Consider the following 19,418-nt stretch of genomic DNA (forward strand, 5'->3'; position numbering starts at 1 on the left):
AGACGCTGGCCGCATCGGACCACTCCGCGGTTTCCTTCCTCGAGGTTTATTCAACGCCTGCCCACACGCGCCGTCGTCACCCACGAGCTCGCGGTCGAGGGCAGGCGTCGAACAAACCTAAGCGAACTCCGCCATACATACCCGATTGACTAAAAGACCGCTCCCCCGACCCCCCCCATCAAAAAATCGACATCCCGGTCAGCGTCGTCAACATTTCCAGCGACTTCGCGCCGGCAAGCGAATTGCCATTCGCGTCGAGGCCAGGCGACCACACGCAAACCGCCATTTCCCTCGGCAACACCGCGACAATCCCACCGCCGACGCCGCTCTTGGCCGGCAATCCCACCCGATAAACAAAATCCCCCGCGGCATCATAAGTGCCGCAGGTCAGCATCAGCGCTGACAAGCGCTTGGTCGAACTGCTATCGAGAATCCGCTCGCCGGTCGATGGCACGACGCCGCCATTACTCAGGAATAGCGCGGCCTTGGCCAGTTCGACGCAACTCATCGAAATCGCGCATTGCCGGCAATAGGCGTCGACCACGGCATGGACCGGCATTTCCATATTGCCGAAGCTGGCCATGAAATGAGCCATCGCCTGGTTGCGGTCCGCGTTCTGCAACTCGGACTGCGCGACGCGCGAGTCGTAATCGATCGTGACCTCGCTGGTCAGCCGCCGCATGAATTCCACCAGCGCCGTCTCGGCCCGCACGAAACGGCGGCACAGCACATCCGTGACGACCAGCGCCCCGGCATTGATGAACGGATTGCGCGGCTTGCCGCGTTCCGCTTCGAGCTGCACCAGCGAATTGAACGGCGTGCCTGACGGCTCACGGCCCACGCGCTGCCACAGATCGTCGCCGAGCAACCGGAACGCCATGGTGCAGGCGAATAGCTTGGAAATACTCTGGATGGAAAAACGCGTATCGGCCTGGCCGATGCGGAAAACTTCGCCGCCCGGCGTGACGATGGCCATGCCGAAGCTATCGGCCGGGACCGTCGCCAGCTCAGGAATGTAGTCGGCGACGCGGCCGGTTCCCAGATATGGCTGCAGATCTCGGTGAATCTGCTCAAGAATGCTTTGGTAGTTCATGTGCCGACAGGCGCTCCTTTAAATGCGCCCTCAATGCGCCCCGGCCGCATCCGGCCCGCCGCCGCCCTTGGCCGGCCGCGTAATCCAGATGAGCGGAATGATCAGGATAAAGATGATTGCCGAGATGAAGAAGATGTCGTTTAAGCCCATCATCGCGGCCTGCGTGTTGACCGTGAAGTCGAACAGCGCATGCGAGGACTGCGTGTTCAGATGCAGCAGCGACTGGGTCGAATCGATTTGCTGATTGAAGAGCGGATTGTCGATCGAAGCACGCTCGGTCAGCCGCGCGTGATGCAGCACGGTGCGGTTATTCCACTCGTTGCCGGCAATCGAGGTGCCCACCGCGCCGCAGAACACCCGCGCGAAATTCGACAGGCCCGCAGCCGCCGGAATCTTGTTCGGTGGTTGCCCGGACAGGATGATCGCCGTCAACGGCACGAAGAACAGCGCCATCGGAATGCCCTGCAGCAGCGTGGGCAGCACCAGGTGCCACGTATCGATCTCGATCACATATCTGGACCGCATATAAAACACAATCGCGAAGCCCACGAACGCCAGCGTGGCGATGACGCGCGCGTCCGAGCGCGGCAGCACCCGGCCCATCACCGGCGCGAGCAGCACGGCAAAGATGCCGAGCGGCGCGGTGACCAGGCCGGCGTCGACGGAGCGGTAATTCAGGTACTCCTGCATCCATTGCGGCAGCAGCACGAGGTTGCCGAAGAACACGCCGTAGGCCACTGAAATAGCAATCGTGCCGCCCAGAAAATTGCGCTGCGTGAACAGGCGCAGATCGACGATCGGGTTGTCCTCGGTCAGTTCCCAGACGAGGAAGAACGCAAAACTGATCACCGCCGTGACGCCCAGAATGACGATCACCGGCGACGAGAACCAGTCGAGGTCCTTACCCTTGTCGAGCATCACCTGCAGCGAGGCGACCCAGGTGATCAGCAGGCCGAGCCCGACCACGTCGATAGGCGGCTTGCGGGTGGGCGTTTCGCGGGTGCGGTAGATCATCCACGTGACGCCGGCCGCGAAAATGCCCACCGGAATGTTGATGTAGAAGATCCACGACCAGCTATAGCTATCGGTGATCCAGCCGCCCAGCGCCGGTCCCGCAATCGGGCCGACGGTGGCGGTCATGGCCCATAGCGCGAGCGCCGTCGACGATTTCTCCTTTGGGTACGAGCCGAGCAGAATGGCTTGCGAGAGCGGAATCAGCGGGCCGGCCACCGCGCCCTGCAGCACCCGTGCGACCAGCAGGATGGGCAGCGTCGGCGCAATGCCGCACAGCCATGACGACAGCACGAACATCAAAATGGCGCCGACGAACAGCTTGATCTGGCCGATGCGCTGCGTGAGCCAGCCGGTCAGCGGAATCGAGACGGCATTGGCCGCGGCGAACACGGTAATGACCCAGGTGCCTTCGTCCACCGAGACGCCGAGATTGCCCGAGATGGTGGGAATCGCGACGTTCGCAATCGACGTGTCCAGCACGTTCATGAAGGTGGCGAGCGCAACGGCGATCGTCGCGAGGACGAGCTGGCCGCCCTTCAGCGGCGGCGGTGGCGGCGGGGGCGATCCGGGCGCAGGGGTGGGCTGGCTCAATCGATTCTCCGGAGCAAAGTGTTGGGTGATGATGCCGTGCCGTGGCGCAGGCCGGCGGCGTGCAGGTGTCTTGACGTTCGAGGCGCTTTGCCGTGGCGAGGCGCGCGGCTGGCCGATTGCACGGCGAAGGTCGAACGGCAGCCAAAAGCATACCTGTATTCGCGCGGGAGGGTGATCGGAGCACCCGCGCCGGCGGGGCAAAGGCGGCAAAAAACCAGCCGAAAGCGTATGCTCGCGGCTGTGGACGGCATGCCGGCGCGGTGTCGCGCGAAGGCCCTGCATTCACCTGGAAGTCAGCAAGAGAAACCGAACGGTTACAGATACGGATCCACAACGGCAAGGAAGAGGAATCGCATGGCCTGGGAACAATTCGAACACGGTTGGCGCCTCGCGCCGCTTAAGGCGCCGCAGAATGCGCCGGCTCGCGCACTGGTGGTGATGCTGCATGGCGTCGGCAGCAACGCGCAGGACCTGGTGCCGCTGGCGGATACCTGGCGCGACACGCTGCCCGACGTCGCGTTCGCTTCGCTCGACGGCAGCGAGCGCTTCGACGGCGGCTTCGGCGGCCGGCAATGGTTCAGTCTGCGCGATGTGAACGAGGTCAACCGGGTGGGCCGCGTCGCCGATGCCTACCCCGCGCTGCGCCGCATGCTCGAAGCCGAACTGGCATATTGGCAGCTTTCTTTCGATCGGCTTGCGCTGGTGGGGTTCTCGCAAGGCTCGATGATGGCGCTCCATCACGCCGCCACGAGCGGCGACGCGCTTGCCGGCGTCGTGGCGTATTCCGGACGTCTCGCCTCGCCTGTTACTACGCAGGCGCGTGCGCCGTTGACGCTCGTACACGGCATCGAAGATCCGGTTATTCCGGTCGTGGAACTCGAACGCGCGGCTCATGCCTTCAGCGATGCCGGCTTTGCCGTGGGTGCATTCGCACTGCCTGGGATTGGTCATACGATTAATGCCGAGGGACTCGTGCTGGGGCGCGACGCATTAATTCGTGCATTAGGGACAACCATTACCGGAAAAATGCCGAAATAAATAAGGCGGGCCTAAAGAATTTGATCTGCTTGCCGTTAATGGTTCAATAGCGCGAAAATCACGCGCGCCGTATAAATACTCCACGAGGTCTTTTGCCTCTCTATGTGGGATACGACGACGGCACGGGGAATCACCGCAGCGCCCAACAAGGGCGATAACGACACACGCAGAGCCTATCTATGGCCAGACAGAAGCCGCACCATTCGCTGTTCAAGGGGCTGTTCCGTCACACCGTGGCGGTCGATCTCGGCACGGCCAATACCCTTATATACACCGACGACGGCGGCATCGTGCTGAACCAGCCGTCTGTCGTGTGTTTCCAGAAACACGACGAGGCGGGTCAGAAGCGTGTGGCGGTGGTCGGCAGTCAGGCCAAGCAACTGCTCGGCCGGGCGCCCAACAATCTCGAGACGGTGCGGCCCATGCGGCATGGCGTGATCGCCAATTTTTCGGCGGCTGAGCACATGATCCGGCAATTCGTCGATATGGCGCGGCCGCGGCCGTTCTTCGGCCGCCGCGCGGCGTTCACGATTTGCGTGCCGGCGGGCGCCACCCAGGTCGAACGGCGCGCCATCAAGGAAGCCGCCGTGGCGGCGGGCGCCTGGAAGGTCAGCCTGATCGGCGAATCGCTGGCGTCGGCGGTGGGGGCGGGTTTGCCGGTGTCGTCGGCGACCGGCTCGATGGTGGTGGATATTGGCGGCGGCACGACGGAAGTCGGTGTGATCGCGCTGGGCGGCATGGCCTATAACGGCTCGATTCGCGTCGGCGGCGACCAGTTCGACTCGGCCATCGTCAACTATGTCCGCAATGTCTACGGTGTGCTGCTCGGCGAGCAAACCGCCGAGCACGTGAAAAAGACCATCGGCTCGGCGATGCGCGACGTGCCGATGGAGCGCATGAACGCGACCGGCCGCAGCGTCGACGACGGCCTGCCGCGCACGGTCGAGCTTAACAATCACGATATGGCCGATGCCATCGACGGTCCGCTGCGGCAGGTGATCGGCGCGGTGAAAACCGCGCTGGAATGCGCCCCGGCCGAGCTGGTGACGGACATCGCCAACACGGGGATCGTCCTGACCGGCGGCGGCGCGCTGCTCGCCAACCTCGGGCGCCGTCTGACCGCCGAACTCGGTCTCGAGGTGCGCGTGGCCGACGAGCCGCTCACCTGTGCGGTACGCGGCGCGGGCGCGGCGGCGGGCGCCGGTCTGCTGGACGATCTGGTCTACGAATAACGCGCAGGATGCGGTGGGTGCGAGGCGCCCGCCGCGCTGTCTCCGAATCTATCTGTGACTCATCCCGATTCCGTTTCATCCCCATCGTTTATCGAATTGTCGAATGGCTTGCGCATGCCTTATGTCGTCGCAGGCGAGGGCGAGCTGCTGCTGTTCGTGCACGGCTCGTTGTGCGACTACCGCTATTGGCAGCCGCAACTTCAGGGGCTGGCGGCGCGTTATCGATGCGTTGCCGTGAGCCTCACGCACTACTGGCCGGTGACCGATACACCGTCCGCCGCGCCGTTTAGCTGGAGCCGTCACGCCGACGAGGTGGCCGAATTCATCGAGCGCTTCGGCGCCGGTCCCGCGCACGTCGTGGGTCATTCGCGCGGCGGCTGCGTGGCGTTTCATTGCGCGCGACGTCATGGGCAGCTGGTGCGCACCCTGACGCTGGCCGATCCGGGCGGCCCCTTGCAGATTGCCGGCAGGCCGGCTGCGCGCTTGCCGGAAACGGTGAATGCGCTGCGCGCGCGGGCGGCCAAGTTGATCGAAGCAGGCGAGGTGGAGGCCGGGTTACAGCTGTTCGTCGACTCCGTCAGCCGCCCTGGTTTCTGGGCGCGCAGCACCCCCGCGTTCCGCACGATGGCAACCGATAACGCCCATACGTTGGCGCGCCAGTTCCGCGATCCCTTGCCGGCCTATACGTCGGAAGAGGCCGCGCAGGTGCGCTGCCCGGTCCTGCTGATCGATGGCGAAAAGAGCCCTGACATGTTCCGGCGCACCGCGGCCGCGCTTGCGTCGTGGCTGCCGGATGCGCGGCGCGAGACGGTGCGCGGCGCATCGCATGGGATGAATCTGGCGCACCCCGCCGCGTTTAATCGCTATATCGACGAATTTATTCGCGGCGCGGGTGCGGCGGGGCAGGGCTGATTCGAGGAGCGCGGTACGGGTATCAGGTGCCGCGAAGGTGCCGCGAACTTACCGCGAACCGCAAGCTACGACCCGCAAGCCGCACGCGTCCGCATGACGGATTCGCGCTGCGGCTGCGGTCTGCCCAGATTATGTCCGTTCAGCGAATGCCTTGCGTTCGACATCAAGCCTTGCGATGCGCGTCGGCATCGAGCGCGATCTCGGCTGCTTCGCCGACGAGGCCGTGATAGTACAGATGCACGCCGATCGCGAGCGAGTCGTTACGGATTTCCTGGAACGCCTTCCATGCCTTCACCGGCTCCTTGAACACCAGGTAGTGCGCTTCATTGGCGACCAGTCCGGCGACCTTATGCAGGCCATGGCTTTGCAGCCTGGAGACCAGGGCGTCGAGGCTCGCGTGCGTGCGCGCGTCGGTACGCGGATAAAGCATATGCAGCACAGCGACATTTTGTGTTTTCAGTGCCGCCGATAACGCCACCACGATGTCCTGGTGATTCAGCGCGGTGACGATGCTGTCTTCGGTGTGGTTGAGATCCGGAAACAGCGTTTCGAGTGAAGCGTTCATCTGATAGTCCTGTTCTTCTGACGGGATAAAAAGGCCCGCCGCGAGCGGCAGGCCAAAACAGCGATGTGTTTTGCAGGGGAAGCATTACACGGAAGCGAGTATCTCAGAGGATGCGCGCTTGCGCTGCATGCCCATGGCAATACATTGTTGCGTTCACAACTTCGTCTTTCAATTGGCTGGCGGATTTTATCTGATCAATAATGCGCGCCGTGCAATGGTTGCAGGTTTCGTGACAGGTCATTTACAACGAGTGTTGCTTGGGCCGATATGCATTGTTGCAATCAATCGCCGCAATTAATAGGCGCAGCAGCCTTAAAATGCCAAGCCTGAGCCGGAGCATGGCGAGCAACGACAGGATGGCGGGAACTCAACCGTGTAGCGACAACGGTGTCATGCAGAGGAACCCCTGCCGTCGATCTGGTCTTTTAAGGCACTCGTAGTCCGGCACGTGTGCGATGTGATAGCAAAAGGAAAGCGTAGATGAACGACTCTAAGACACACGCAACGCTGAAGTTTTCAGACAGCGACCAGACCATTGACCTGCCGATCTACAAGGGCACGCTTGGCCCGGACGTGATCGACATCCGTAAGCTGTATGGCCAGACCGGCAAGTTCACGTACGACCCCGGCTTCATGTCGACGGCGGCGTGCAACTCGGCCATCACTTACATCGACGGCGACAAGGGCGAGCTGCTGTATCGCGGTTACCCGATCGACAATCTCGCGCAGAATGCCGACTTCCTCGAAACCTGCTATCTGCTGCTGAAGGGCGATTTGCCGAATGCGGCGCAGAAGAAGGAATTCGTCGACAGCGTCACGCAGCACACGATGGTGCACGAGCAGATGCACTTCTTCTTCCGCGGTTTCCGCCGCGACGCGCATCCGATGGCGATTCTGGTGGCCGCGGTGGGCGCGCTGTCGGCGTTCTATCACGATTCGCTCGACATCAATAACCCGCAGCATCGTGAGATTTCGGCGGCGCGCATGATCGCCAAGCTGCCGACGCTGGTGGCGATGGCGTACAAGTACACCGTCGGTCAGCCGTTCGTGTATCCGAGGAACGAGCTGTCGTATAGCGCGAACTTCATGCACATGATGTTTGCGAATCCCGCGGAAGAGTACAAGGTCAATGACGTGCTGGTGCGCGCCCTCGACCGTATCCTCATCCTGCATGCTGACCACGAGCAGAACGCGTCGACCTCGACGGTGCGTCTGGCTGGTTCGTCGGGCGCGAACCCGTTTGCATGTATCGCAGCGGGTATCGCCTGCCTGTGGGGCCCCGCACATGGCGGCGCGAACGAAGCGGCGCTGAACATGCTGGAAGAGATCGGCTCGGTCGACAACATTCCTGAGTTCATCGCACAAGTGAAGGACAAGAACTCGGGCGTGAAGCTGATGGGCTTCGGTCACCGTGTCTACAAGAACTATGACCCGCGTGCCAAGCTGATGCGCGAAACCTGCCACGAAGTGCTGGAAGAGCTGGGCCTGCACGACGACCCGCTGTTCAAGCTGGCCATGGCGCTGGAAAAAATCGCGCTGGAAGACGAATACTTCGTGTCGCGCAAGCTGTATCCGAATGTCGATTTCTATTCGGGCATCGTGCAACGCGCGCTCGGCATCCCGACTGCGATGTTCACGTGTATCTTCTCGATGGCGCGCACGGTAGGCTGGATTGCACAGTGGAACGAAATGATTGCGGATCCGGAGCAGAAGATTGGCCGTCCGCGTCAACTGTTCGTGGGCGACACGCCGCGTGAGGCAAAGCCGATTGCGAAACGTTGATTTGATTGTTCGATGCAGGTGACGTAAGCCCTAAGCTTTAGCCCTAAGTCCGGGCCGCGTTGTTCGGGCACGACCACGAGCGAGCGGGCGCTGTTTCAGTCATGGAGCAGCGCCCGCTTTCTATTGGCGCAAAACTGCATGACGCGTGCCAATCCTGCCGGTGTGGTCGCTGTCTGTCGTGCCCGTAGCGTTTTGTTACGCCTTCGACGGGGCGCGCATGCGTAAATCCACCACACTCCTGTGTTAAGTTCGTTCGACGGGCGCAGACCCTCTACAATCGGAACGAAGCCCATCGCACAGGAGCAAGCTGATGCAGGATCCAGAAGCACTCGGCGGACTAACGCACTCAGGCGGTGCAGACCGCGCAGACCAAGAGCCTGACACCGCGTTCATCCCACCCGAAAACCTCAACGTCGCCGCCGCCAGCCAGTATGTGCTGAAGTCGGGCGATACCTTCATTGTCAACGACGCACTCGGCGACATTACGGGTCACGACGACGGCCTGTTCGTCAACGATACGCGCGTGCTGTCGCAACTGCGCCTGACCTTCGGCGGCCGCGCGCCGTCGCTGCTGTCGGGCAGCGTCAGCAGCGACAATGCCGCATTTACCGCGCATCTGACCAATCGTCCGTTGCCGCCGCTCGGCGGCGACAGTACACCGGAAGGCGTGATTCACGTCGAGCGCGTGCGCGTGCTGTCGGGCACCACGCTCAACGAGGCGATTGAATTGACCAACTACGGCACGAAAGATGCCGTCGTGCCGCTGTCCATTTCTTTCGCCAGCGACTTCCGCGACATGTTCGAGGTGCGCGGGTTAAGACGCGACAAGAAGGGCAATGTCGAAGCGGCGCGTGTCGAGAATGGCGAAGTGCTGCTCGGCTATCTGGGACTCGATAACGTCGAGCGTGACGTGCAGATCGCGTTTTCGCCCACGCCGGACAAGCTGTTTGCCAATCGCGCCGATTACACGGTGCAATTGCCCGCGCAAGCGTGCGTGTCGATCTATCTGGCCGTCGCGGTGAAGGTGAAGGCCGACAAGCCGGTCGCGAGCGCCGGCGTTTCCATGCCGATCCATCCGCAAAGCGGCTCGCACGTCTCGCAGATCCATGCAGAGCGTCCCCGGGTCGGTCGCGCGGCGGTGCGGGCGGCCCTGGTCGAGGCCCACCTCGTGATGCGCGACCGCCGCCGTGCCACCGCCCGCGTGCGATCGAGCAATCCGCTGTTTAATGCGTGGATCGATCGTTCGCTGGCCGATCTCGGACTGCTCACCACCGATCTGGATACCGGCCCGTATCCCTACGCCGGCATCCCATGGTTTTCGACCCCCTTTGGCCGCGACGCGCTGGTGACCTCGTTGCAGACCTTATGGCTGCAACCGGCGCTCGCAAAGGGTGTGCTGCGTTTTCTCGCCAAGCATCAGGCGCTCGAAAATTCGGCGTTCCGCGACGCGGCGGTCGGCAAGATCATGCATGAAATGCGCAAGAGCGAAATGGCCGCCACTGGCGAAGTGCCGTTCGCGCTCTATTACGGCGGGGTCGACAGCACGCCGTTGTTTATCGTGCTGGCCGGCGCTTACGTGGCGCGCACCGGTGACGTGAGCCTGATCGACGAACTGTGGCCGGCGCTGCAGCGCGCGGCGGGCTGGGTTTCGGGCGTATGCGACAAAAATCAGTTCGGTCTGCTTGATTATCAGCGCGAGTCGGACGGCGGCCTCGCGAATCAGGGCTGGAAGGACAGTCACGATTCCGTCTTTCACGCCGATGGCCGTTTCCCCGACGGCCCGATCGCGCTGGTCGAGGTACAGGCCTACGCCAGCGCCGCCTTCGACACCATGGCGCACTTCTCGAAGCTGCGCGGCCTCGCCGACGACGCCGACGCGTACAGCAAGCGCGCCAAGGCGATCCGCGAATGCGTCGAAGAGAAGTACTGGATGGAAGAGGCGGGTTTTTATGGCATTGCGCTCGACGGCCACGGCGAACTATGCCGCGTGATGGCTTCGAATGCGGGCCATCTGCTCGCCTTCGGCTTGCCGGCGCGCGAGCGTGGCGAGGCGGTGGTGCGCGGTCTGGAGTCAACATTGTTCCACACCGGCTGGGGCGTGCGCACGCTGGCGGCCGGCCAGGCGCGCTTTAATCCGATGGCGTATCACAATGGTTCGGTCTGGCCGCATGACAACGCGTTGTGCGCGCGCGGCGTGGCGCGCTACGGCGGCAAGGCGACGGCGGTGAAGCTGCTGCAGGCGCTATTCCAGGCTGCGGTCAATTTCGACATGCGGCTGCCGGAGCTGTTCTGCGGCTTCCCGCGGCGCCGCGGCGAACCGCCGACGGCTTACCCGGTAGCCTGCTTGCCGCAGGCTTGGGCGGCGGGCTCGCCGTTCATGATGCTGGAAGCGTGCCTGGGTGTAACCGTCGACGCCGCCCGGCGCGAGGTCCTGATCGAACAGCCGATGCTGCCCGAAGGCATCGACTGGCTCGAAATCCGCGACATGCGGGTGGGCGACTCCACGGTCACCATCACGTTCCGGCGCGTCGCAGGCAAGGTGGTGGCGTCGGCCGAGCAGGGCGACGTGCGCGTCGTCGCGTTGCTGTAGAAGTCGCTGGCAGGCGTGGTGCCGGGTGGTAACATTTGTTGTCAACTTACTCCCCGGTCCACCGCATGCCCGACAGTTTCGACCAGCTCGCCGCCCTGATCCGGGCGCGCTTCTCAGAACTGAGTCCGCAATTCCAGATGGGAGCGGCGTTCCTGCTGGATCATCCCGACGAGGTCGCGGTTTCCTCGATGCGCAAGGTCGCCGAACGCGCCCAGGTGCAGCCTGCGTCGCTGGTGCGGCTCTCGCAACAACTTGGCTTTCCCGGCTGGAACGAGCTGCGCAATCTGTTTGTAGCGCGGGTGCGCACGCGCCCGGAGCCGCTCGCGAGCCGCGCCCGTTCGCTGGTCAAGGCCAATGCCAAAGACGCGTTGGGCCACGATCTGCTGATCGCGCAGCAACACAATCTCGACGTCACAGCGGCACACAGCGCGCGTTCCGTCGTCGAAACGGCGCGGCTGTTGCGGCGCGCGCCGCACGTGCATGTGGCCGGTTTCCGTTCGTGCTATGCGGTGGCGTTCGGGCTGGTGTATGGCTACCGGCTGTTTCGCTCGTCGGTGTCGCTGTTGACGGGCGAAGCGGGCACGCTGGAAATGCAGTTGCGCACCATTGCACGCGATAGCGCCACCGTGGTCATCAGCTTCGCGCCGTATTCCGTGGAAGCGGCGCGCGTGGCCGAAGCGGCCCTGGAGAAGGGCAGCAAGCTGATCGCGATTACGGACAGCGCGGTCGCGCCCATCGCGTTGAACGCCGACAAGGTGCTGATCTTTTCGCACGAAAGTCCCTCGTTCTTTCCTTCGCTGGTCGCGGCGACCGCGCTCGCGGAATCGCTCGTGGCGCATCTGCTGGCGCTCGAAGGCGCGGGCGCGATCGAGCAACTCGAGATTGCCGAGCGGTCGATGCACGCAAAAGGCACGTATGTGCCTTGACCGGGCGGCAGTGAGTTCGCCTCGGGAGCCGGCGGCGCTCGTTCCCTGAAAGCCCGCTTTCCAACACGTTATCAAACATACCGATGACCTTTGCGTCATCCGGTGTTTTGTCGTTTTCGTTGACAACATATGTTGCGAAGGAGTATAAATTCTCATGAAATGTTGAATCGATGCCATCGCGACCGATGGCGGGCTTTGAGCGAGGCGTAACCGTCGATGCAGGAATGGAATCTTTTCCGGGTAACCGGCCAGCCGGATGACATCGGATACAGGCTCGGTGAACTGGCGCGGCCCATCATGGCCGCGTATATGCAGCAAAGCGCTGCCTGGCAGCGAGTGAGCCGCTGGCGGGGTCATCCGTTCGTGGAGACGCTGCGCCGCGCGGCCGAGGCACATTTCCCCGCGCTCATGGCCGAACTCGAAGGCATGGCGGCCGGTCTGGGATGGCCGATGGAAGACGTGTTTCTGTGGAATTGCCGCGGCGAACTGATCCATAACGCGCCTGATGGCTGCACGACGCTGGCGGCAGTATCAGGCAACGCGCGTTTCATCGCTCACAACGAAGACGGCGATCCGTATCTGCGCGAACGATGCTTTCTGGTCGACGTGCAGCCGGCTGGCAAGCCGGGCTTTGTGAGTTTCTATTATCCGGGGTCGCTGCCAGGACATACCTTCGCTGCCAATCGCGCCGGCCTCGTGCAAACCATCAACAATCTGCGTATCCGTTCGCCCGCTGCGGGCGTGCCGCGCATGATTCTCGCGCGCGCCGTGCTCGACACCCGATCGCTCGACGAAGCCGTCAGCTTGTTAAGCGATGCTCCGCGCGCGAGCGGCTTTCATCACACGCTCGGTTGCGTCGGCGACGCCCGCCTGCTGAGCATCGAAGCCAGCGTGCAGCGCTGCTCGGTTGTTGTCGATGCGTCACGCTTCGGTCATGCGAATCATATGATTCACGCGGGCTGCGAAAACGAAGCGCAAATCGTGACCGAATCGTCGCGCGATCGCCAATCCCGCGTCGATGCACTGTTGCCGACGCTTCGCAGTCCTCTTGGAGACGACACGCTGCTACGCGTGCTGCGAGACCAGGCGACCACCGGTCTGCCGATTTTCCGTGACGACCCGCACGACCCCGACGACGAAAACACCTTGGCCACAGCACTATTTCGTCTCGAAGCCGACGGTGTGGCAATGCAGGTCTATCGCCGCGAGCATTGCGCCTTCGACACTTTCATTCCCCGCACGGCGCATTGAGACGCCACCTTGTAACTGCGATCCCACGAACACGTTAAGGAAACGTATGTCGACCGTATTTCACCGGACCCCGAAGCAGACACTGCCCGTCGCCGTAGCGGGCGAAGGCATCGAGATTATCGATGCCGCCGGCAAGCGCTATATCGATGCATCCGGCGGCGCCGCGGTTTCGTGTCTCGGCCACAGCAACCAGCGCGTGATCGACGCAATCAAGCGTCAGGCGCAGCAATTGCCATATGCACACACCTCGTTCTTCACGACCCAGGCGGCCGAAGAACTCGCCGACCGCTTGGTAGCGAGCGCGCCGCGGGGCCTCGAACACGTATATTTCGTCTCGGGCGGCTCGGAGGCGATCGAGGCGGCGTTGAAGCTGGCGCGCCAGTATTTCGTGGAGAAGGGTGAGCCGCAGCGCCGTCACTTCATTGCGCGTCGTCAGAGCTATCACGGCAACACCCTGGGTGCGCTGGCGATTGGCGGCAATGCATGGCGCCGCGAGCCGTTCCTGCCGATCCTGATTGAGGCCCATCATGTCAGCCCGTGCTACGCGTATCGCGAGCAGCGTGCCGATGAAACCGAGGAGGCCTTTGCGCAACGACTGGCGGACGAGCTCGAACAGAAAATCCTCGAGCTGGGCGCCGGGACCGTGGCTGCATTTGTGGCGGAGACGGTGGTGGGCGCCACCGCTGGCGCGGTGCCGCCGGTGCGCGAGTATTTCCGCAAGATCCGCGCGGTTTGCGATCGATATGGAGTCCTGCTGATTCTCGACGAGATCATGTCGGGGATGGGCCGCACCGGCTATCTGTATGCGTGCGAAGAAGATGGCGTCGTGCCTGATCTGCTGACCATCGCGAAGGGGCTGGGCGCCGGGTATCAGCCGATTGGCGCGACGCTGGTCAGTCAGCGCATTTACGACACGATCGTCGGCGGCTCGGGTTTTTTTCAGCATGGTCACACGTATATCGGCCATGCAACGGCTTGCGCCGCGGCGCTTGAAGTGCAGCGCGTGATTGCCGAAGACAGGCTGCTGGACAATGTGCGGGCGCGCGGCGAACAGTTGCGCACGCAACTTCGTGAGCATTATGCGCAGCATCCGTATATTGGCGATGTGCGCGGGCGCGGCTTGTTCGTTGGTGTCGAGTTGGTGCGGGATCGTGTGACCAAGGCGCCGTTCGAGGCGAATCTCAAGCTGCACGCCGCAATCCGGCGCGAGGCGTTTGCGCGCGGACTGATGGTCTATCCGATGGGCGGAACGGTGGACGGCAAGAGCGGCGACCATGTATTGCTCGCGCCACCGTTTATCTGCACGGCACGGGATATCGATAATATTGTCAGCCGTCTCACCGATTCGATCGACGGCGCGCTGCATGCCGTCGGCGTGTGCGTGGCGGCGTAATCGTGTCGGATACCTGATTAATTGCGAGAGTTCAGATGACTGACTATTTGCCACCTCATTCACCACCTCGTTTGCCCATTTTCGACGCTTCGAATGCCACGCCCGAACAGAAAGCCGTGCTGGAGGAAATCCTCTCCGGCCCGCGCGGCAACCTGAACGGTCCGTTTCTGGGCTGGATTCACAGTCCGGAGCTTGCGCAACAGGCGCAGCGGCTGGGAGCGTTTTGCCGCTACCGGACGGGCTTGCCGCTGCGCCTGTCGGAACTGGCGATTCTGGTGACGGCGGCGCGCTGGCAGGCGCAAGCCGAGTGGTACATCCACTATCCAATCGCGCTCGAAGCCGGTGTCAGGGCGGTTGACGCGGAGGCGATCCGTCTCGGGCAGCCGCCGTCTTTCGCCGATGCGGACGATGCGTTGATCCACGCTTTCGCCAATGAACTCTATGACACGAAGCGCGTGTCCGATGCAACCTATGCCGCGACCGTCGCGCGTTTCGGGCATGAAGTCACCATCAATCTGGTTGGCTTGCTCGGCTATTACGCGCTCGTCGCCATGACGTTGAATGTGTTCGACATGCGGGCGCAAGGCCAGGTGACGCTGCCGTTTGCGCAGTGAGACGGGCCTAACCCGCCGCGGCCAGATCCGCCAGAAAATCCTGCGCCCGCTCCGCCAGGCCGGGCGCAAGCGTCAGCGCACGGGCCGCGGCCGTTGCCACGCGCGGACGGGCAGACTCCTCAAGTTCGTCAGCCGCGGCCGTCAGCCATTCCGGAAACCGCTCGACCAGCGCATCGATCAACACGGCGGCCTGGCGGCGGTCCTTATCCGCCTTTAAAGCGTGCGAGGCCGTGCGCAGCGTGCTGACGATCAGCTTGTGGAGCGCAAATCTCGCCGGGTCCGGCAGCATCACCGGAATGGCGTGTTCCTTGCCGAGCACAAAGCCGTGCGCGGGATTCGTCACCAGGTAGCGGAAATACGGCAGCCCCGTTGCATGCGCGCGCAGGTGCGGTAACGCGCGGGTCTCGTATGCGTCGGTGCCCGGCACGAGTAGGTCCACCTTGAGCGGTTGCCCGCGCGCCTTGAATGACGTGGCGGGCCGGCGCGAATCCAGTTCAGGCACTTCGAGAAAGGGCAGGCTGCTCTCGCGCAGGATGTCGAGGAAGCTGCGCTCTTCGGGAATCGCGACGGAAATGGTGCCCGCGCTGCCTATGTCGATGTCTTCGGTCCGGTAATTCGCCGATAACCGCACGCCGAGACTGTTCAGCAACGAGCCAAACGCGTGGGAGCCGACCAGCACGCCGCCATGCCCGAAAATCCCTGCGTTGAAGAGGGTGGCGATGGTGAGCGCCGAAGAATTGTCGGCGGCCGCGAAGCCGGCTTTGCGCAGCACCTGGACATCCGCGCCCAGCGCGCGCATCTCCGCGCTTTCGAGCAGTTTCGCTTCGAGCGCCGCCTCCGTAGGCGCTTCTCCGCTGCGCCCGAGCGAAGTTTCCTTGTGTTTTCCCGACGCCAGATAGACCCGCCAGTAAGTGTACGTTTTGCCGTCGACCGTTTTCTGCGCGGCGGATCCGGGCGAATGCAGCGGCACGCACGCCTGCGTGGCGGCGCGCTCGGTGACCGAGGCGTACAGCGTCTGAAGGGCATCGTTGTGGAAATCGGCCATGGCGCGGTGGTCCTTATACCTTGAAATTGAATGGTAGGGTATAAGACCGTGACGGTCAAATTTATACCTTAATATTTAATTGTGAGGTATAAGCGGCGCAAGGAGCTTCGAGTGGCACGCCCGCCGGACAATGGCCGACGCCATCTCCAGGAAGCGCCTATCATGAAAGCCGGTCTACGCCCGCGCCTGTCGCGCTGCGTGGCACGCTCGATCGACGCCAATGCCGCAAGCATCCAGGGCTGGGCCGTTGCGGCAGGCGTCATGATCGAATGCACGGCAGCACCGGCAGGGCACATATGGAGAGAGAACGATGAAGCGCAAGGCATCAGCGGTCTGGCAAGGCGGCCTGCAGGACGGAAAGGGCACCATTTCTACTGATAGCGGGGTTTTGAAGGACACCCAGTATTCGTTTGCGACGCGTTTCGAAGACGGCATCGGCACCAATCCGGAAGAGCTGATCGCGGCGGCTCATGCCGGGTGTTTCTCCATGGCGCTGTCGGCGGAATTGGGTAAGGCGGGCATCAAGCCCGAACGCATCGGCACCACGGCAACCCTGACGCTCGACAAGGCCGACGGTGGTTTCGCCATCACCGCGGTTCATCTGGACGTCAAGGTGAAAATTCCCGGCGGCGATCGGGCCGCGTTCGAAAAAGCCACGGCGGATGCCAAGGCGGGTTGCCCGGTTTCGAAGGTGCTGAAAGCCACCATCACCATGGATGCGACGCTCGAAACCTGATCGTCGAAACCTGAGCGCCATCTGAATCACGCAGCGCTGCGGCGGCAAGAAGTCATGAGCGTCGCCTGACGCGCCAACAAAAATGGCCCGGAAATGCTCCGGGCCATTCTTTTAGACAGCAAACTTCGCGGCGCTTACATCGGCGGCGCGACGCCATCCTTTTCGACCACGACGCGTTGCGCCGTATAAGCGCCCTGCGCCGCAGGCGTGGCTACCACGAACACCTTCTTGCCGGCGATCAGGTCGGTGCGGGCAGCGGGGACGAAAGTCACGATAGGCACATTCGGCGGGACCGTCACCACGTTATTGCCACCCTTGTACGACAGCTTCAGGTCGCGGCCGCTCGTGCCTTCGACGACTGTGTCGACGTTGGCATTGGTCATCGAGCTGTTCGGGCCCAGGTCCCACGCATAGTGGCCTTCACCGGTGCCGCGCGCCGCTTCGGGGAACACCACTACTTCGGTGGCGGTCAGCTTGCCGTCGGTACCGGTGGTAGCGGCCGTGCCGATGAACGAGCCCTGCTTGATGTCAGCCAGTTGCATGGCCTTGACCGCCGAGATGCCGACCGTCGGCGCGACGTTGATCGAGACCGTATCGCCGCTGCGGCGATGTACTTGCAGCACGTCGCCGTTGAGCGAGACGATTTCGCCGCGAATGCGCGCGGGTTTGACAGCAGGCGTCTGGGCGAGCGCGACGCCCGCAAAAGCGAGCGCAGCAAGCGTAACGCCGAGTTTCAGGCGGATAGACATGGAACCTCCGTGCAGTGTTGTGACATTAAAAATGGGGATGCCGCTCAGGAACCGCCAAACCAGTTGTAGCCCTGGTTTTCCCAGTAACCACCTGGGTAGTCGTTCGTCACGGTAATCGCGACGATATGTTTCGGATTCTTGTAGCCGAGCTTGGTGGGCATGCGCAGTTTCATCGGAAAGCCGTACTTGGGCGGCAGGATCTGGCCGTCGTAAGTCAGCGTGAGAAGCGTCTGCGCGTGCAGCGCAGTGGGCATGTCGATGCTCGTCCAGTAGTTGTCGGCGCAGTGCAGGGAGACGAAGCGCGCGGTCGTGTCCGCGCCCGAGCGGCGCAGGAAATCGGCAAAACGCACGCCGCCCCAGCGGCCGATCGCGCTCCATCCTTCGATGCAGATATGCCGGGTGATCTGATCCTGCTGCGGCAGCGCGTGCAGTTCGTCGAGCGTCCAGACCCGTTTGCCTTTCGCAAGACCGCCTACCTGCAGACGGTAGGTGGCGGCGTCGACGTCTGGCACGTCGTCGATGTCGTAGAACGCGTTGAACGGAAACGGCCGCGTGATCATCGACTCGGGGTAAGTGGGCGCCATGTGGTTCGGGTCGAACAGCAGGGCCTGCACGTCGTCGTTGAAGAACGAGATCCGGCGCAGCATGGTGTTGACCGATTTGTCGTTGCTCAGATCGCAGCCCGACAGCATGGCGAGGCCGCCGAGCGACAGAATCCGCTTGCCGAGCAGGCGCCGCGCGGGATTTTTCAATTCCTTGTGGGCGTCCTTGATGATGGATTCGGCCTGCGACGACAGGGCGCCGCCGGCTTCGCCGTTGCGTTTGCGAATCGACATGGCTAGCGTCCCCGGATCATCAGAAGCAGGGAGCGCGGCACCAGGGCGACCATCACGACGTGCACGGCGAAGAAGGCCACGATCACGCTCATGCAGACGAAATGCACGACGCGAGCGTTGTCATATCCGCCCATCAAGGTGCGCAGCAACGGAAACTGCACCGATTTCCATACGGCGAGGCCGGACAGCACGAGCAGCACGATATCGACGATCACGACCAGGTAGGCCAGCTTCTGGATCGCGTTGTAGCGGCTCAGGTCGCCGTGGGTGAGACGGCCGCGTAGGGCCGCGAGCGTGTCGGTGGCGAGCGATTTGATGCTGAGCGGCAGCAGCTTGCGGCGCAGGCGTCCGGAAGCCAGGTTGAGCCCGAGGTAGACGGCGAAATTCGCCACCAGCAGCCACATCACCGCGAAATGCCATAACAGCGCGCCGCCCAGCCAGCCGCCCAGGGTGATGGCGGGCGGAAACTGCAGGGCCGGAAAGATGGGCGAGGCATCGTAGACCTGCCAGCCGCTCATCACCATCAGGACCACCGCAAGCGCGTTGATCCAGTGTGTGATGCGGACCCAGACGGGTTGAATCGTGGTGTGACTCAAAGCGATCTCATCGTTGGTGGCTATTCAGGCGGTGCTCATGCTGCGTGTTTCATGCTGCGTGTTTCAGCCAAAGCGTCGCCACGCCCCGTTTTACGCACCGGCAGCGATGCGAACGGCCATGCGCGCGCCTTGCGCAATACGGCATCACAGGGGCTAACACCGGGTTGGCGGCGATATTCCGCCGCGACTGAAAAATGATTTATTACAGAATGTTCAGGATGGGCGTGAGGCAAGCACAGCCATTGCGACAGGCAAAAAAAACGCCAGCTTGCGCTGGCGTGAAAAGTTCTGGCTATTCCGAGGGCCGCCAGAACCTGAGAGAGGGTACGGCGCCGTATGCTTTCAATTTGCCTTCGGCGGATGCTGTGAAGGTTTATTGGCAAACAGCAAGTGCGCCAATAATACTTCGAAATCGCCTGCATCATTTTTCTTTCGCGTTCGTTCCTGCGCGAGCG

At 62.7% G+C, this 19,418-nt stretch carries 18 protein-coding genes; 10 read left to right on the forward strand and 8 right to left on the reverse strand.

Annotation, left to right across the window (positions count from 1 at the left end; genetic code table 11):
* Positions 1–178 precede the first annotated feature (178 nt).
* Both FQ755_RS06880 and FQ755_RS06885 read right to left on the reverse strand, forming a co-directional pair.
* The gene (locus FQ755_RS06880; RefSeq protein WP_144152461.1) at positions 179–1,093 is read right to left on the reverse strand and encodes a glutaminase; all 915 of its coding nucleotides are present in this window, start codon (positions 1,091–1,093) and stop codon (positions 179–181) included.
* A gap of 30 nt (positions 1,094–1,123) precedes the next feature.
* Positions 1,124–2,698: a DHA2 family efflux MFS transporter permease subunit gene (locus FQ755_RS06885; protein ID WP_144152463.1), complete on the reverse strand. Its 1,575-nt coding sequence runs from the start codon at positions 2,696–2,698 to the stop codon at positions 1,124–1,126.
* 354 nt (positions 2,699–3,052) lie between these two features.
* On the opposite strand from FQ755_RS06885, the gene FQ755_RS06890 reads away from it, so the two are divergent.
* From FQ755_RS06890 to FQ755_RS06900, 3 genes are all read left to right on the forward strand, one after another.
* A complete protein-coding gene (locus FQ755_RS06890; RefSeq protein WP_144152465.1) occupies positions 3,053–3,736 on the forward strand; it encodes an alpha/beta hydrolase in 684 nt (227 codons plus the stop codon).
* Between the two features lie 179 nt (positions 3,737–3,915).
* Positions 3,916–4,968 carry a rod shape-determining protein gene (locus FQ755_RS06895; protein ID WP_144152467.1) on the forward strand — a complete coding sequence of 351 codons (1,053 nt, stop codon included), beginning with the start codon at positions 3,916–3,918 and terminating at the stop codon, positions 4,966–4,968.
* 114 nt (positions 4,969–5,082) lie between these two features.
* Positions 5,083–5,880: an alpha/beta fold hydrolase gene (locus tag FQ755_RS06900; protein WP_144152700.1), complete on the forward strand. Its 798-nt coding sequence runs from the start codon at positions 5,083–5,085 to the stop codon at positions 5,878–5,880.
* Between the two features lie 163 nt (positions 5,881–6,043).
* Here FQ755_RS06900 and FQ755_RS06905 read toward each other — a convergent pair whose 3' ends face one another.
* The gene (locus tag FQ755_RS06905) at positions 6,044–6,445 is read right to left on the reverse strand and encodes a hypothetical protein (RefSeq protein WP_144152469.1); all 402 of its coding nucleotides are present in this window, start codon (positions 6,443–6,445) and stop codon (positions 6,044–6,046) included.
* Between the two features lie 480 nt (positions 6,446–6,925).
* Here FQ755_RS06905 and gltA point away from each other — a divergent pair, with 480 nt between their 5' ends.
* From gltA to FQ755_RS06935, 6 genes are all read left to right on the forward strand, one after another.
* On the forward strand, positions 6,926–8,227 hold the full coding sequence (gltA, locus tag FQ755_RS06910) for a citrate synthase (protein WP_144152471.1): 1,302 nt from the start codon (positions 6,926–6,928) through the stop codon (positions 8,225–8,227).
* A gap of 310 nt (positions 8,228–8,537) precedes the next feature.
* Positions 8,538–10,817 carry an amylo-alpha-1,6-glucosidase gene (locus tag FQ755_RS06915; RefSeq protein ID WP_144152473.1) on the forward strand — a complete coding sequence of 760 codons (2,280 nt, stop codon included), beginning with the start codon at positions 8,538–8,540 and terminating at the stop codon, positions 10,815–10,817.
* 65 nt (positions 10,818–10,882) lie between these two features.
* On the forward strand, positions 10,883–11,743 hold the full coding sequence (locus FQ755_RS06920; protein WP_144152475.1) for a MurR/RpiR family transcriptional regulator: 861 nt from the start codon (positions 10,883–10,885) through the stop codon (positions 11,741–11,743).
* 216 nt (positions 11,744–11,959) lie between these two features.
* Positions 11,960–12,994 (forward strand): C45 family autoproteolytic acyltransferase/hydolase, encoded by a 1,035-nt coding sequence (locus tag FQ755_RS06925; protein WP_144152477.1) that lies wholly within the window; start codon positions 11,960–11,962, stop codon positions 12,992–12,994.
* Between the two features lie 46 nt (positions 12,995–13,040).
* Positions 13,041–14,387 carry an aspartate aminotransferase family protein gene (locus FQ755_RS06930; RefSeq protein ID WP_144152479.1) on the forward strand — a complete coding sequence of 449 codons (1,347 nt, stop codon included), beginning with the start codon at positions 13,041–13,043 and terminating at the stop codon, positions 14,385–14,387.
* Between the two features lie 35 nt (positions 14,388–14,422).
* Complete coding sequence (locus FQ755_RS06935) at positions 14,423–15,001, forward strand: carboxymuconolactone decarboxylase family protein (protein ID WP_144152481.1); 579 nt, start codon at positions 14,423–14,425, stop codon at positions 14,999–15,001.
* A gap of 7 nt (positions 15,002–15,008) precedes the next feature.
* Here FQ755_RS06935 and FQ755_RS06940 read toward each other — a convergent pair whose 3' ends face one another.
* On the reverse strand, positions 15,009–16,046 hold the full coding sequence (locus FQ755_RS06940) for a GSU2403 family nucleotidyltransferase fold protein (RefSeq protein ID WP_144152483.1): 1,038 nt from the start codon (positions 16,044–16,046) through the stop codon (positions 15,009–15,011).
* A 310-nt stretch (positions 16,047–16,356) separates the two neighbouring features.
* Between FQ755_RS06940 and FQ755_RS06945 the strand changes: the two genes are divergently transcribed.
* Positions 16,357–16,782, forward strand: coding sequence for an OsmC family protein (locus FQ755_RS06945; protein ID WP_144152485.1), 426 nt, complete (start codon positions 16,357–16,359; stop codon positions 16,780–16,782).
* 134 nt (positions 16,783–16,916) lie between these two features.
* On the opposite strand, the gene FQ755_RS06950 is transcribed toward FQ755_RS06945, so the two are convergent.
* From FQ755_RS06950 to FQ755_RS06965, 4 genes are read right to left on the reverse strand one after another with little or no spacing between them, the layout of a single operon-like run.
* Positions 16,917–17,531, reverse strand: a complete 615-nt coding sequence (locus tag FQ755_RS06950) for a hypothetical protein (protein ID WP_144152487.1) — start codon at positions 17,529–17,531, stop codon at positions 16,917–16,919.
* A 44-nt stretch (positions 17,532–17,575) separates the two neighbouring features.
* Positions 17,576–18,367 (reverse strand): molybdopterin-dependent oxidoreductase, encoded by a 792-nt coding sequence (locus FQ755_RS06955; protein WP_144152489.1) that lies wholly within the window; start codon positions 18,365–18,367, stop codon positions 17,576–17,578.
* A 2-nt stretch (positions 18,368–18,369) separates the two neighbouring features.
* Positions 18,370–18,963 carry a cytochrome b/b6 domain-containing protein gene (locus FQ755_RS06960; RefSeq protein WP_144152491.1) on the reverse strand — a complete coding sequence of 198 codons (594 nt, stop codon included), beginning with the start codon at positions 18,961–18,963 and terminating at the stop codon, positions 18,370–18,372.
* A 35-nt stretch (positions 18,964–18,998) separates the two neighbouring features.
* Positions 18,999–19,388, reverse strand: coding sequence for a hypothetical protein (locus FQ755_RS06965; protein ID WP_144152493.1), 390 nt, complete (start codon positions 19,386–19,388; stop codon positions 18,999–19,001).
* Positions 19,389–19,418: the final 30 nt, after the last annotated feature.

This window comes from Paraburkholderia sp. BCC1885 (assembly GCF_900996235.1).
GTDB lineage: Bacteria > Pseudomonadota > Gammaproteobacteria > Burkholderiales > Burkholderiaceae > Paraburkholderia.